This is a genomic window from Methanolobus sp. WCC1, from assembly GCF_045690315.1.
Classification (GTDB): Archaea; Halobacteriota; Methanosarcinia; order Methanosarcinales; family Methanosarcinaceae; genus Methanolobus; species Methanolobus tindarius.
Map to the genome: position 1 here is coordinate 2271727 of NZ_CP146979.1, position 13624 is coordinate 2285350.

General features: G+C 39.0%; 15 protein-coding genes. 12 read left to right on the plus strand and 3 right to left on the minus strand.

The window, feature by feature from the left end; all coding sequences use genetic code 11:
• The first annotated feature begins 47 nt into the window (after positions 1 to 47).
• Positions 48 to 1370, plus strand: coding sequence for an ATP-binding protein (locus V7O61_RS10690; protein ID WP_407281832.1), 1323 nt, complete (start codon positions 48 to 50; stop codon positions 1368 to 1370).
• 200 nt (positions 1371 to 1570) lie between these two features.
• Positions 1571 to 1897: a PLDc N-terminal domain-containing protein gene (locus tag V7O61_RS10695; protein WP_407281831.1), complete on the plus strand. Its 327-nt coding sequence runs from the start codon at positions 1571 to 1573 to the stop codon at positions 1895 to 1897.
• Here the strand turns inward: V7O61_RS10695 and V7O61_RS10700 are convergent, their stop codons facing one another.
• Entirely contained in the window at positions 1898 to 2143 is a 246-nt protein-coding gene (locus tag V7O61_RS10700; RefSeq protein WP_023845983.1) for a hypothetical protein, read from the minus strand.
• A gap of 620 nt (positions 2144 to 2763) precedes the next feature.
• Positions 2764 to 3459, minus strand: coding sequence for an AIM24 family protein (locus tag V7O61_RS10705; protein ID WP_048135417.1), 696 nt, complete (start codon positions 3457 to 3459; stop codon positions 2764 to 2766).
• 176 nt (positions 3460 to 3635) lie between these two features.
• On the opposite strand from V7O61_RS10705, the gene V7O61_RS10710 reads away from it, so the two are divergent.
• The 4 genes from V7O61_RS10710 to V7O61_RS10725 all read left to right on the plus strand — a co-directional run bounded on the left by V7O61_RS10710 (position 3636) and on the right by V7O61_RS10725 (position 6257).
• A complete protein-coding gene (locus tag V7O61_RS10710) occupies positions 3636 to 3884 on the plus strand; it encodes a thioredoxin family protein (protein ID WP_023845980.1) in 249 nt (82 codons plus the stop codon).
• Between the two features lie 5 nt (positions 3885 to 3889).
• Complete coding sequence (trxB, locus tag V7O61_RS10715; protein ID WP_288067882.1) at positions 3890 to 4804, plus strand: thioredoxin-disulfide reductase; 915 nt, start codon at positions 3890 to 3892, stop codon at positions 4802 to 4804.
• A gap of 30 nt (positions 4805 to 4834) precedes the next feature.
• The gene (locus V7O61_RS10720) at positions 4835 to 5254 is read left to right on the plus strand and encodes a DUF2111 domain-containing protein (protein ID WP_023845978.1); all 420 of its coding nucleotides are present in this window, start codon (positions 4835 to 4837) and stop codon (positions 5252 to 5254) included.
• Positions 5255 to 5864: 610 nt separating this feature from the next.
• Positions 5865 to 6257 (plus strand): DUF2023 family protein, encoded by a 393-nt coding sequence (locus tag V7O61_RS10725; protein WP_288067881.1) that lies wholly within the window; start codon positions 5865 to 5867, stop codon positions 6255 to 6257.
• A gap of 43 nt (positions 6258 to 6300) precedes the next feature.
• Here the strand turns inward: V7O61_RS10725 and V7O61_RS10730 are convergent, their stop codons facing one another.
• Positions 6301 to 6510, minus strand: a complete 210-nt coding sequence (locus V7O61_RS10730) for a hypothetical protein (protein ID WP_407281828.1) — start codon at positions 6508 to 6510, stop codon at positions 6301 to 6303.
• A 195-nt stretch (positions 6511 to 6705) separates the two neighbouring features.
• On the opposite strand from V7O61_RS10730, the gene V7O61_RS10735 reads away from it, so the two are divergent.
• The 6 genes from V7O61_RS10735 to V7O61_RS10760 all read left to right on the plus strand — a co-directional run bounded on the left by V7O61_RS10735 (position 6706) and on the right by V7O61_RS10760 (position 13607).
• Positions 6706 to 7944 (plus strand): ABC transporter permease, encoded by a 1239-nt coding sequence (locus tag V7O61_RS10735; RefSeq protein WP_288067878.1) that lies wholly within the window; start codon positions 6706 to 6708, stop codon positions 7942 to 7944.
• Between the two features lie 102 nt (positions 7945 to 8046).
• On the plus strand, positions 8047 to 8622 hold the full coding sequence (locus V7O61_RS10740) for a TetR/AcrR family transcriptional regulator (RefSeq protein WP_288067876.1): 576 nt from the start codon (positions 8047 to 8049) through the stop codon (positions 8620 to 8622).
• Positions 8623 to 8728: 106 nt separating this feature from the next.
• Complete coding sequence (locus tag V7O61_RS10745; RefSeq protein ID WP_407281826.1) at positions 8729 to 9793, plus strand: DUF362 domain-containing protein; 1065 nt, start codon at positions 8729 to 8731, stop codon at positions 9791 to 9793.
• Positions 9786 to 10688 (plus strand): permease, encoded by a 903-nt coding sequence (locus V7O61_RS10750; RefSeq protein WP_407281824.1) that lies wholly within the window; start codon positions 9786 to 9788, stop codon positions 10686 to 10688. Before V7O61_RS10745 ends, V7O61_RS10750 begins: the two co-directional genes overlap by 8 nt.
• A gap of 50 nt (positions 10689 to 10738) precedes the next feature.
• A complete protein-coding gene (locus V7O61_RS10755) occupies positions 10739 to 11881 on the plus strand; it encodes an MBL fold metallo-hydrolase (protein ID WP_407281822.1) in 1143 nt (380 codons plus the stop codon).
• Positions 11882 to 12545: 664 nt separating this feature from the next.
• A complete protein-coding gene (locus V7O61_RS10760) occupies positions 12546 to 13607 on the plus strand; it encodes an NAD(P)-dependent alcohol dehydrogenase (RefSeq protein ID WP_407281821.1) in 1062 nt (353 codons plus the stop codon).
• Positions 13608 to 13624 lie beyond the last annotated feature (17 nt).

A 13624-nucleotide genomic window follows, 5' to 3' on the forward strand; every position in this document is an offset into this window, starting at 1 on the left:
AAATATGATGAAAATCTGAAAATTGATAATCGAAATGGGGCACTTATATGGATAAGAGCTTAGAGGATTTGAAAAAAGAAGCACACACAAGACTTAACGAGCTGGAAAAGGAGGAAAATGTAAAAGAAAATCCTGATGAAAACATACAGGCAATCCTTCATGAACTACGTGTGCACCAGATAGAACTGGAACTTCAGAATGAGGAACTGAAAAGATCACAGGAGGAACTTGTTCTCCAGAGAGAGAGTTATTACCAATTGTTCCATCGGGCCCCCATTGGCTATGCACTACTGGATGAGAACGGAATGATCCGAAAGGCTAACCAGTTGCTTTGCGAGCTTATCGATCTTTCACAATGTGAGAATATGTGTAATCCCCTTTCAAAGTATATTGTAGAGGAAGACAGGTCTGCATATATGTCCCGTTTTAAGGCTTTTTTTAAAAAACCTGAAGATAAAACGCTGGAACTGCGTTTTAAAGGCAGGGAGGGAAATATACTTTACATGGAGATGAGAGGGAGAAAAGAGATCAAGGAACACTTTGGATTCTTCAGCATTTATGAACAAACTCCTATGATACTCATAACGTTCAATGACATAACAGAGCGCAAAAATGCAGAAAAGGCTATTGTCAATGCAATGAAAGCAGCAGAGGAAGCAAACAATACTAAAAGCTGGTTCCTTGCAAATATGAGTCATGAGCTGCGAACGCCTCTTACTTCCATAATAGGATTTTCTGAAGCAATGGAAAGGGGAGAGACCGGCGAATTGAATGAAGAGCAAAGGCGCTATATGGGGTATATAGAAGAAAGTGGTAAACATCTGCTTAATCTTATAAATGACTTACTTGATATTTCTAAAGTGGAAGCCGGAAAGATGGAACTTAGTCTCGAACAGGTCAATATGAACGAACTATTAAAAGAAATAGAACACATGGTATATCCTATAGCCTCGTACAAAGAGATTAATCTGAATTTTAAACAGGAAGAAAACAACATCACTTTTGAGGGAGATATGTGTAAGCTAAAACAAATTATGTTGAACCTCATTAGCAATGCCCTGAAATTTACTCCCGAGCAAGGAGCAGTAGATGTCACCGGGAAATCAGTTGATCATAAAATAGAGATATCGATAGAGGATACAGGTATCGGAATTCCATCTGAATGCCACGAAAAAATATTTGACCCTTTCTCACAGCTAAATTCTTCCTTAAGTAAAGACCAGAAAGGTACAGGCCTTGGTCTTGCTCTTGTAAAAAAATTAGTAGAACTACACGATGGCACAATTAAGCTTGAAAGCGAAGTTTCCAAAGGAAGTAAGTTTACATTTTCAATTCCAAAAACCGGTAAACTGTTTAATGAATTTGAATGAATTCTCTTTCATAAGAGATTTATTTAGGGAATGCGATCTGTTTTTGTGAATATTCCTGTACCTGTAATCTTATTTTTTCTACGTCCTTTTCTATCTTATATGCATTTGATCGAAAAGTTATTGTAAATTAATTTACATCAAATATTATTAATTTTAGATATATTTCATCATTTCAAGAATAAATAATTGGGAAGAAAATTATGAAACTTAATCAAAAAGCTGTAAATTCAATAATGAAATGGCTAATTCTGGCATTAGTTGTGCTGATAGTAATTCCTTTCACATTTAAAATTGGCCAATTGCTCTGGGGGATAATACTATTGTTTTTTGCGTTCTGGGTGAATATGCTTGTTGATTGCCTGCAGAGAAATGAAACTGAATTTCCCGTGAAAGGGCAGAATGAAAAACTAATCTGGTCAATGGTCCTGATATTTCTTAACCTGATAGGAGCATTTCTTTATTTTGCACTTGTATTCACAAAATACAATGAAACTGCTGACCCCAAAAACAGTAAAAATGTGAATTGATTATGCGAAGAAATAAGACTTGACTGTCCATACAACTCCGATAAGCACCATGAACATTCCGGTCAGCCCCACATTGAAAATGACAGATGGAAGCGTATGAGGATTTCCGGTTGGATTTCCTGCTGCATCACATGCACTTTCAGTAAGGTCAATTCCTGCAATATTGCACATTGACAATATGCCCGCAACAAGAAAGATAATAACGAGCCCTGCTGCTACCATGTACATTGGCGTTTTTAATTTCATCTGCCCCGTAATGGTATTCAAATAATATAACTCTTTACAAGTACATCCGGAAGTTGTTTTTACCGAATACCAAATATTACAGATTACAAAGAATACAGGAAAAGGGTATCGTATGTGGGGGTGTATGTTGTTATGATCCTAATCTCACCGTTCCATGTATTCGATCGGGAGGCAGACCACCTTTTAAGATTGAATCTATTGAGGTGATCTGCCCTGATGAGACCACCCCCACGTCTGATACATATAGTTCAAACCATTCTCTATATAAAGTTTATGAAATCTTCCGCAGGGGGTCAGCCAGAATTTTTAAGCCCGTAAGTAGAAATTACTAAATTAATGTGGAAATATGCAATCAAATATAGATATGTTGTAACTAATAATCATTATATACTTTTGAAGCCTATAATTATAATTGATAGTGGCTGGAGATTAACAATGAATAACGATGCAATCATCAGTGCCAAAAAGGTAGGACTGATGTTCTTCCTGTACACACTCATGCTGATGGCAGTAGTCGTAATAGCAGGACTTGTCAATACCTGACATCTTACGACTTAAATAAAAAGTATGCACCCAATCAATTGAGTGCTAACTGGAAACTTTTTATGATTTTAATTTACTCATGCAGTTGGAACTACGTAAGGAATTTCCTCATAAGGCTGGATTACCACAAAACCCTGTCCTTTGAAAGCCATCTGTATACTTTCACCACTTGACCTTCCAACCAGTGTTTTCAGGGAAATATCCGTTTTTATATCAGGCTGCAGGTTTCCTGACCATGCAACCGTTGCATTCGGATCGGTAAATACCGGCCTGTCAGGAGTTACCATTAATGTCAACGGGTCGTAGTGTGTTGTAATAGCAACCATTCCGGTTCCTTCAAGCCTTACGTTGAAAAGTCCGCCGGCCATCATTCCAGCCACCTTTTTCATCATTTTGATGTCCCAGTTGATACTTTCTTCAAAAGCCAGAAGGTCATTTCCATTCACATAAATTGCCTCGCCTTTGAGGTTGAGTATGGATATTTTCTTACCGCCGTCTGCAAGGTAAACTTTACCGGCACCCTCGGCTTTTGTAAGGGAAACACCCTCACCGGTAACCGCTTTTTTCATCATCTTTCCAAGGCCATGTTCCAGCACACCTTCGCGGGTAAATTTTACATCACCAAGGTAAGCAACCATTGAACCTCTTTTGATCCATACACGACCATCAAGGTTCACTTCAAGCATCCTGTCACGTTCAAGTTCAAACTTGCCCTGTCCAAGATCTTTCTGACCTGTATTCTTTACAAACTCATCGATGGAATATCTTGATATATCAATCCCTCCATCATTGAAAATATTGTTTATTAGTGATATACTTTTTCAAATGAAAATTTATAGATTCAAGCTTCAACAGTAAGTTAACAGCGATAATTAACTTTTTACAGTCATTAATTTGATATACTCTCCTAACTAATAGATTAATAACCAATACAAGGAGTGTGGAAAATATGGTTAAAGTTACTTTAGTACATTCGGAATGGTGTCATTTTTGTCCTACTGCAAAAAAAATATGGCGCGAACTTAAGGAACAGTGTGATTTTGAGTACGAGGAAGTAGAACTGGACACTCCTGAGGGAAAAGAACTTGCAAAGAAGTTCAAGATCCGCTCAATACCTACAACAATCATTGATGATAAGGTTGCATTTGTAGGAGTTCCTGACAAAGCCCAGGCAAGCAATGTTTGTGATGCTAGCTGATCAATATGTATGATCTTGTGATTATTGGCGGAGGGCCTGCGGGAATGACAGCAGGCATCTATGCCGTGCGCTACGGTCTGGATACCCTTGTGCTGGAAAAGAACGTTGTCCCCGGCCAGATAGCAACCGCTGACAGGGTTGAGAATTACCCCGGTTTTCCTTCCATATCAGGAATGGAACTCATGAACAAGTTCAGGGAGCATGCAGAGCAAACTGGTGTCAAAACCCAAAGTGCAGATGTAAAAACCGTCAAAGATGAAGGTGACAAAAAGATTATTGTCACTGACAACGGCGATTTTGAAGCTCTGGCAGTAATCGTTGCAACAGGAGCAAATCCAAGACGACTTGGTGTTCCCGGTGAAGATGAATTCCTGACAAAAGGTGTTTCCTATTGCGCCACATGTGACGGTCCTTTTTACTCGGGACTAAATGTCATCGTAGTAGGTGGAGGAGAGTCTGCAGTTACCGATGCACTCATACTTTCCGATATTGCCGAGAAAGTCTATGTGGTTCACAGGCGTGATGAACTTAGAGCCTGTTCTCTTCTTCAGAAAAGAGCTTTTGATAAAGAGAATATCACATTCATCTGGGACACAGTTGTTCAGGAGATAAAGGGCAGCGACCTTGTTGAAAAAGTGGTCCTCAGGAATACAAAAACAGATGAACTGACTGAAATGGAAATTGATGGCCTTTTCATCTATGTTGGTATTAACCCAAACACATCTATGGTGGATGTAGAAAAGAAAGGTGCAGGTTTCATTGTAACCGATGATAAAATGGAATCCTCTGTTTCCGGCATTTTTGCAGCAGGTGACTGTCGCAGGACTTCCATGTGGCAGGTTGTTACAGCAGTCTCAGATGGTGCGGTTGCAGCCATATCGGCACATGAATACATTACAGCTGTTAAATATGAAAATTAGGTTCTTTCCACAAAATAGAAGGTGAGTAAAATGACATGCGGTGAAGAATTAAATGGTTCGATTTGCCTGAATATATGCCCGGATTCCACGGCTGATGATCTGGAGCCCATAGCAACTGCTGTACACGCCCTGATAGGCATACCGACTACGATTCGCAGTCTCAATTGCAAGGGAATTCGTATGGAAAGAGGTATGATAATTGATAGAGACTACACAGGTCCGGTACTAGAAGAGGTCATGAGGATAAACCAGAGTATCAGGACAGTACCAAAAGAAGGTGTTTACAAGGGTAAGTCGGTCATGGTTGCTCCGATAAGAACACTCGGCGGGGATGCCATTGGTGCTATAGGTGTTGTTGATCTTGTTGCAGCCCTTGACATACTGGTGATGTTCAGGGAATATCCAGGTATAATTGACGAAGTGGAAGAATCAAGAAAAAGAATTCAGTAAGAAATTATTGCCTTCATTCTTTATCTTGGTTTCTTTTTTATACATTTTTGCTGCTTTTTGATTATCCGTGCTGGTAGCTAATCTTCTGAGTTTTGACTTTGATGAAATCAAATCCGATTCAAATATTCCTGTTTCCTGCCGTATTTAAATCTAAAAGAATATCAGTTTTACAATAGGTACCTTCACAAATATTAGGCATACCAAAATAAATAAATACTCACAACACCTAGTAGGGGTTGCTACCATACAACATAACACCTGCCAATAAACAAAAATTGGTTATCTATTGCAACCAGATTGGTCATTTTCCTTAAGCAGAACACTCTTCTCCAGGTGTTGTATGGTAGCCTTCAAACACAAAAAAAATAAATAATAAATAAAATTTCAGAAACAGTCTAAAAGGAGTAAAATTATGGATTGGAGACTGCCAAGAAGAACACAGCAACGTTTCAGACATTTCAGAGTATGGCATGATGCAGAATATTACTCAGGTTCTGAAAAGTGAATAACTTGCATCTGAAAGAAACGGATAAACAGTATCAAAAACAAGAGGTGTATTCAAGTGAAAAAGGTAAGTGATGATTTTTTAAATTCGTACATGCGTGGCAACATGCAAGTTTTACGCCATCATATCTATGAATACCAGAAAGGTCTGAGGCATTTGATATTACATACTTCTACCACAGACTTAGAAAATGAGATAACTGACCTGCTTGAAAAAAAGAATGTCAACTATCATATCCAGAAAGCTTCGGATAAAAAGATCAATGTCTTTTTTGGTGATAGGAGATGTATCAGTGTTCTCAAAAAGATAGGGAATAAAAGTCTTTCAGATTACACTCCTGAGGAAGACTTTATACTTGGAACAATGCTGGGTTATGATAGAATACAGCAATGTGACCGATACCTCAAAAGAAAAAGCAAAAGTCAAAGTGCAGGAGTCTATTTTACTTGCGATCATCGGCATGTATCAGCAAGCTGTCAGCAGGAAATCCAGATTTGATCATTGAATACGTTGAACCTGAATAATAGTTCAATCAGTTCAATCAAAACTTTTTCATATTCTGGAACTTGATTGCCCTGCTTATTACAAAAGCTACGATGGATATTGCTATTGAAAGAATTACAACCATCAGTACGTTCCCGTTTTCTGCTGCCTTCATGAGACTATAGAAAAGAAACGCACTCAAAACCATACCAACAACCAGCAGTACCGCTGCCGGCATACCGTATATCTTACCAAGTGGCCCTTCCATAGTCAGAACAACATTTTATCCATATTATAGTTTTCTATTTATTGCGAATCCATGATGATTATGATATAGTCTATTTAGGAATAATCATCTGAATTTAGCATAAGTATTTATACGTACAATTTTATTAAACTTAAAATGACTAATTAGTCAATTAATGAAAAACAGCGGATGAAATGAAATTGGGAAGAAACTGCAATGAGAAAAAGTACCTACCTAAAACTTGCTACTAATATCCTGGTACATAGTAAGATCAGAAGCTGGCTCACCATAATAGGTATTGTAATAGGCGTTGGATCAGTTGTTACCATAATGGCACTAAGTGACAGTATGGAAGCAGACATGGAAGAGAGATTAGCTGATCTGGATCTTACACTTATCACAGTGACCCCGGGTTACACGCAGGCAATGTCAGGTTTTAGAGGCGGAGGAGGTGGCTTTGGAAGCAGCACTTCATCCTCGGATGCAGAACTTACAGATAAGGATATAATGGCGATAAAGCTGGTAGAGAACATTGATTACATCTATGGCCAGATAGCAGACAGTGGTCTGGAAGTCTACTTCATGGGTGAAACTGCAGACCTTTCTGTAACAGGAGTTGATCCTCAGGTCTGGCAATATACTGTGACTTATGAGCTGGAATCCGGAAGATTGCTTGAAGCCACCGATAATAACGTTGTAGTCATAGGTTACAGGATAGCTCATGAGATGTATGACCAGGAGATTGGCCTTAACCGCTTGCTTGCTATTGAAGGAAGGTCCTACAGAGTTGTAGGAATACTGGCAGAAGGGGAAAGTGATAGTGCTATCATTATGCCCATAGATTCTGCAGTAGATATCATCGATGATGCTGAAACGGACGTATTTGACAGTATTGTTGTAAAAGCTGATGATGTGGATAATGTTGAAACGGTTGTAGAGGACATCGAAGAGAAACTCATGATCTCAAGGCATGTTATGAATGATGATGACCGTGATTTCAGTGTGTCAGATTCATTATCAATGGCAGAATCCTTCAGTGAGATGATGGCATCGTTTACAATATTTTTGGGAGCCATAGCAGGTGTATCACTTGTAGTAGGTTCTGTGGGTATTGCAAATACAATGTTTACATCCGTACTGGAAAGGACAAAAGAAATAGGAACCATGAAGGCTATTGGTGCAAAAAATAGTGATATTATGATGATATTCCTCTTCAACTCCGCACTTGTGGGCTTTGTGGGAGGAGTACTTGGTATTGTTTTAAGTCTGATACTGACATCATTTTTCCCTTACCTCGGACTTCCAATGACACGTTCATCCACAGGAATGACAGTTGCTCCTGACCTGATGCTGCTTGGCATCGGTCTTGCAATGTTTATAGGAATTATTTCAGGAATTATACCTGCATATAATGCATCAAAAATGAAACCAGTGGACGCATTGAGGTACGAATAATTAAAAGTCAATCAGATGAACAAAGATATACAAAAAGTATTTATAGAACAAATCATTTTTATTAACATAAAATGACTAATTAGTCAACTCCAGAGATTATCCATGAAAAAACAGGTTGAAGACAAAAAAGCAGCTCTTTTAGAAGCTGCCCTGAAGCTCTTTACTGAAAGAGGCTTCCATGGTACATCCACAGCCCAGATCTCAAAAGAGGCAGGAGTAGCCACAGGCACTTTATTCAACTATTTCCCTACAAAAGAAGATCTCATCAACGGCCTGTATTTTGAGGTTAAAGGTGAACTAAGCCGTGAAATGGGAAAAGATGTCCATATACAGGAAAACTATAAGGAAAAACTAAGGAAAATGTGGTATAACCTGGTAGAATGGGGGCTGGAAAACCAGAATGAATTCCTTTTTGTAGGACAGTTCTGTTCTTCTCCTTACATCACAAACCATACCCGTGAAGTAGTTATGGAAGAGTATATTTTCTTCCATGATCTTGTGAAAGAAGGATTAGCAAATGGTGAGCTGGGAGATTACCCTGAAGGAATGATAATTTCAATGTTCTATCAGTCAAGCAGGACAATAGTAGAATTTATTCTTTTTTCAGAACCACAGGATAAGAATAAAGCTATTGAAGATGGATTTCAAGTTGTATGGAATGGGATTGCCAAAAAATAATATTTTTTTCTCCACATATATGAGTGACCGGTCACTCATATAACATTAAGAAGCATACACTTTCATAAAAATCATTGAAAATTTGCACATATAGAAAGGAGAGTTAATGAAAATGAGAAAGCAGACTACTATTTTGCTTGTTTCCATTCTGATGTTTTCTTTAATTGCGGGATGCATCACAGATGACAGCGCATCAGAAACTGATTCGGAAAGACTGGAAGCCGATAGCAACAATCCAGGAGAAAATTCTCAGATGACAACTGCTAAGGATAACATGTCAACTGAAGTTCCTAAAGTCTATATGACCACTGACATCAGTCCGGAAGGCTTAATTGCAGTTTATGAAGCAATGAACCGTGATCTTACCGGAAATGTTGCAGTCAAGCTTCATAGTGGGGAACCAGGCAGTGAAGATAACAATTATCTCAGACCTGAATTTATAAAAGATCTGGTTCAGTTAGTGAACGGTACTATTGTTGAAGCCAATACTGCTTACGGTGGCGGTAGGGCTGAAACAGCAATGCATAAACAAGTTATGATAGATCATGGATTCACAGCTATTGCTCCAACAGACATAATGGATGAAGAAGGTGAAATGTCGCTTCCGGTAAGTAATGGAAAACACCTTGACGAATTCATTGTTGGTTCACATTACTCAAATTATGACTCATGGTTAATTCTTTCTCACTTTAAAGGTCATGCAATGGGCGGTTTTGGAGGTGCCCTAAAGAATGTGGCAATAGGTATTGCATCAGCTAATGGAAAGACAAGTGTACATGGTGCAGGAAATTATGACGATGTTAGTCAGATCTGGGATGCCTTCAGAGAAACACCACAGGACGATTTTTTGGAATCGATGGCAGAAGCCAATGGTGCATTCATGGATGATGTTGGAGATAACGTAGCCTACATAAATGTCTTAAACAGGATCTCTGTTGATTGTGATTGTGTTGCCAGTCCGGCTGAACCAACTATGGAAGACATAGGAATCATGGCGTCCCTTGATCCTGTAGCTCTTGATCAGGCTAGTGTTGACCAGATTTACACAGCACCTGACGGAGAACATGTAATTGAGAGGATTGAGTCAAGAAACGGTACACATATCCTTGACTATGCAGCAGGAATTGGCATAGGTAGTCAGGAATATGAATTGGTGAATCTGGATGCTTGACATACTTCAGAGAGAAGTCATATATCTCTGGTATTATTCCAGCGTCCTGTTCAACCAGATAGCAATATACTGGGTCTTCGGTATTATCCTGGGCTCAGTAATTTCCGTATTTGGGAAAGAGAAAATCCACAGATTGTTCGTTTCCATACAGAACAAACGCCTTGGATTATTCGGAGTGATTCCGGCAAGTCTGCTGGGAATCGCCTCCCCTCTTTGTATGTTTGGTACTATTCCTATTGCAGCTTCATTCTCTGAAAAAGGAATGAGAGATGACTGGCTTGCTGCATTCATGATGAGCTCTATTTTGCTCAATCCTCAACTGCTCATTTACAGTGCCGCTCTTGGGAAAACTGTTTTTTCCATACGTTTAGTTTCATGCATTATTTGTGGAATTCTGGCCGGTCTCTTTGTCAGGTTATTTTTCCGTGAAAAAGGATTTTTCAATTTTTCAACTCTTGTGCTGCCGGAAAACAGGGATATCGACCCCAATATGCTGATGCGACTGATAAAAAATATCTGGAGAAATATCAGGGCAACAGGAGCTTATTTTTTTCTGGGTATCTTGCTTTCAGCAATGTTTCAGCGTTATGTATCCCCTGATGCATTTGCCAGCCTTTTCGGGAGCCAGCAGGGATTTGGAGTATTGCTGGCAGCAACCATAGGAGTACCCTTATACGTATGCGGCGGAGGTACTATTCCTTTACTACTGGAATGGCTGCAACATGGAATGAGTCTGGGTGCTGCTGCAGCTTTTATGGTAACAGGGCCTGCAACGAAAATTACGAATCTTGGTGCTGTGAAAATAGTACTGGGTAAAAGGCAATTCAGTATCTATCTGGCATATACGATTTTGTTTGCAATTATAACAGGAATTATTATAGATATTGTTCTGTAATATCCTATAGTGGAGAATAAAAACAAGGTGTTAAAGAAATTGGTGTTCTTGTGATTCAAAAAATAAAAAAGATCAAACTCAAAAAGGTCGTATTACATTCATTCCTGCTTTTGCTTCTGTTTTTTGCCGGAATAATAGTATTCATGAATGTAGCTCCGGCTTTTGGAGGAGATCCAACATCAGAGCAAAAAGAAGCATATCAACAATTAAGTAACTATGCCGACGGACATTTTGTAAACGAATTACCAACAAGTGTATTCGTAGATTCGCCAGATACATCATCAAATGATTCTTCAGGTTCCGAAGTCGTAAACCGTGATCCTGCAAATCCAATCCCTGTTTCTGCGATAGACTGGAATCAGGTGAACAGTAAAAACGATAGTCTGACCTGGTTGGGACACTCCGCTTACCTGCTGAGTATTGATGACAAAAAAATATTGCTCGATCCTATGCTGAGTCCTGTTGCTTCACCGGTTTCGTTTGTGGGAATTAACAGATATGAATACACCGAAGATATCATGATGAATATCATTGATGAAATGCCACCAATTGATGCAGTACTCATAACACACGATCATTACGATCACATGGATTACCAATCCATTGTAAAATTAAACAGCAAAGTATCTCACTTCTTTGTTCCTCTTGGATGTGGTGCTCATCTGATAAGATGGGGTATCCCGGAGGAAAAAATCACAGAACTCAACTGGTGGGAAGAAGCGGAGTATCAGGGTTTGACTGTTGCTCTTACACCATCAAGACATGGCTCAGGAAGAGATCTATTCAGCATTGATACTACTTTATGGGGTGGATGGGTAATTCTGGGAAGTAAAAACCGGGTATATACCAGCGGAGATGGAGGATACGGTCCGCACTTTGAGGAAATTGGAAACAAATACGGACCTTTTGACATCACCCTGATGGAAGGTGCCCAATATGACCGGAGATGGGCTGAAATTCATATGGTGCCGGAACAAGCAGTACAGGCTCATCTGGATGTCAACGGTGAAACCATGATGCTGATGCATTGGGGAGCATTTACACTGGCTAATCATGCCTGGAATGAACCAATAGAAAGGGCAATTGAAGAAGCAAACAAAAAAGAAGTGGACATAATTGCTCCGATGATCGGTGAGACAGTTTTGTTAGATTCAGAGATGGAAACATCTCCAGCTTCGTGGTGGGATTTCTGAAACGATACAGGTTTCTCCCGATGTACCGATAAGTTGAGACCGATAAAATGTATTATGAAATTTTATTGTTTTTCAAGTATATTCTTAAAAACCATCGGACCAATGAAAGCAAATCCGATTCCTATTAGAATTCCACTACGTATTCCACTTGCTAAATCATGAGAAAAGTATCCTACCACTGCACATACAGTTAGGATTAGAATGAAATACATTATTTTTTCTTTCGTTCGATATATATTCATTTAAGAAACCCCATACATCACAAGATAATTTTAATTTTATCCTTTTTATGTAAGAATGATAATTTCCTTACTATAAAGAAGTAGTGGCAACATTATCCTGACAAAACCACTGAATTTATCTTTGAGTCTATTTCAATATGTTCCTTAAAACATTTTCTAACGTAGTAGAAGGTATGAACTATCCAATAAATACACTATTTTTCGGACAAAGCATCCAATATGCTTATCTTTATATACCAGCAAACATAATATACTAATGACTGATTAGTCACTCGTGGTTTGCTTATTATTCAGCTACCGGCATCCACATACACATGACTGATTGCTCAATCACATGGGTGGTGAATATGATGCAGGTTCTGAAAAAAGCTAGAAACGAAAATGATGTTCCAAATTACAAAGTAGAGAAGAGGAGTTAAAATATGGCAGAAAATATTCAATCAAAGGGTTATGCTGGAAAAGATGATTCAGGAAAATTGTCCCCCTGGTCTTTTGAAAGAAGACCTGTAGGCGATAGTGACATACTGATAGACATTAAATACTGTGGTGTTTGTCATTCAGACATCCACCAGATCAAAGGACACTGGGGACCACAACAATATCCACAGGTACCAGGCCATGAAATTGTGGGTATTGTTGCTGCTGTCGGGAAGAACGTAAAAAATTTCAAAGTAGGTGACCGTGCAGGTGTCGGATGTATGGTTGACAGTTGTATGGACTGTGAAAGCTGCAACAATGGTGAAGAACATCATTGCGACAAGGGTGAAACTATAATGACCTATGGTTATCTGGAAGAATCATCACCGACCGGAATAAGCCAGGGAGGATATTCCCAGAATATTGTTGTCACCGAGCATTTTGCAATAAAGATACCTGATTCTATTAAACTTGAGGAGGCTGCTCCATTACTGTGTGCTGGTATTACTACTTATTCACCTTTAATGAAAGCTAGTATCAAAAAAGGAGATAAAGTAGGAGTTGTAGGAATTGGTGGACTGGGACACGTAGCTATTAAATTAGCAGTATCAAAAGGTGCCGAAGTTTATGCCTTTACAACTAGCGAAAGCAAAAAAGAAGATTGTCTTGCATTCGGAGCAACAGACGTTATCGTTGTAAACTCACCAGAAGACATGCAGCCATTAAGGGGTAAACTGGATTACATGATATCCACAGTTCCGTATGCTTACGATATGTCATCATACATTGACTGCGTAAAGCCATACGGATACTTCACTCAGGTAGGACAACCAATTGGCGGAGAACTCACGATTAACAACTTCAATATGATCTTCAACAGAGTGAACTTCAATGGATCACTTATTGGTGGAATCCCGGAAACTCAGGAAGTAGTTGATTATTGTGCTGAAAACAAGATCTATCCTGAAATTCAGATGATAGAGCCTGAAATGATCAATGAGGTATGGGAGAAGGTCGTAAATAAGGAAGCTCGCTATCGATATGTAATTGACATGTCAACCTTATAATAGGACCACACCAGGTC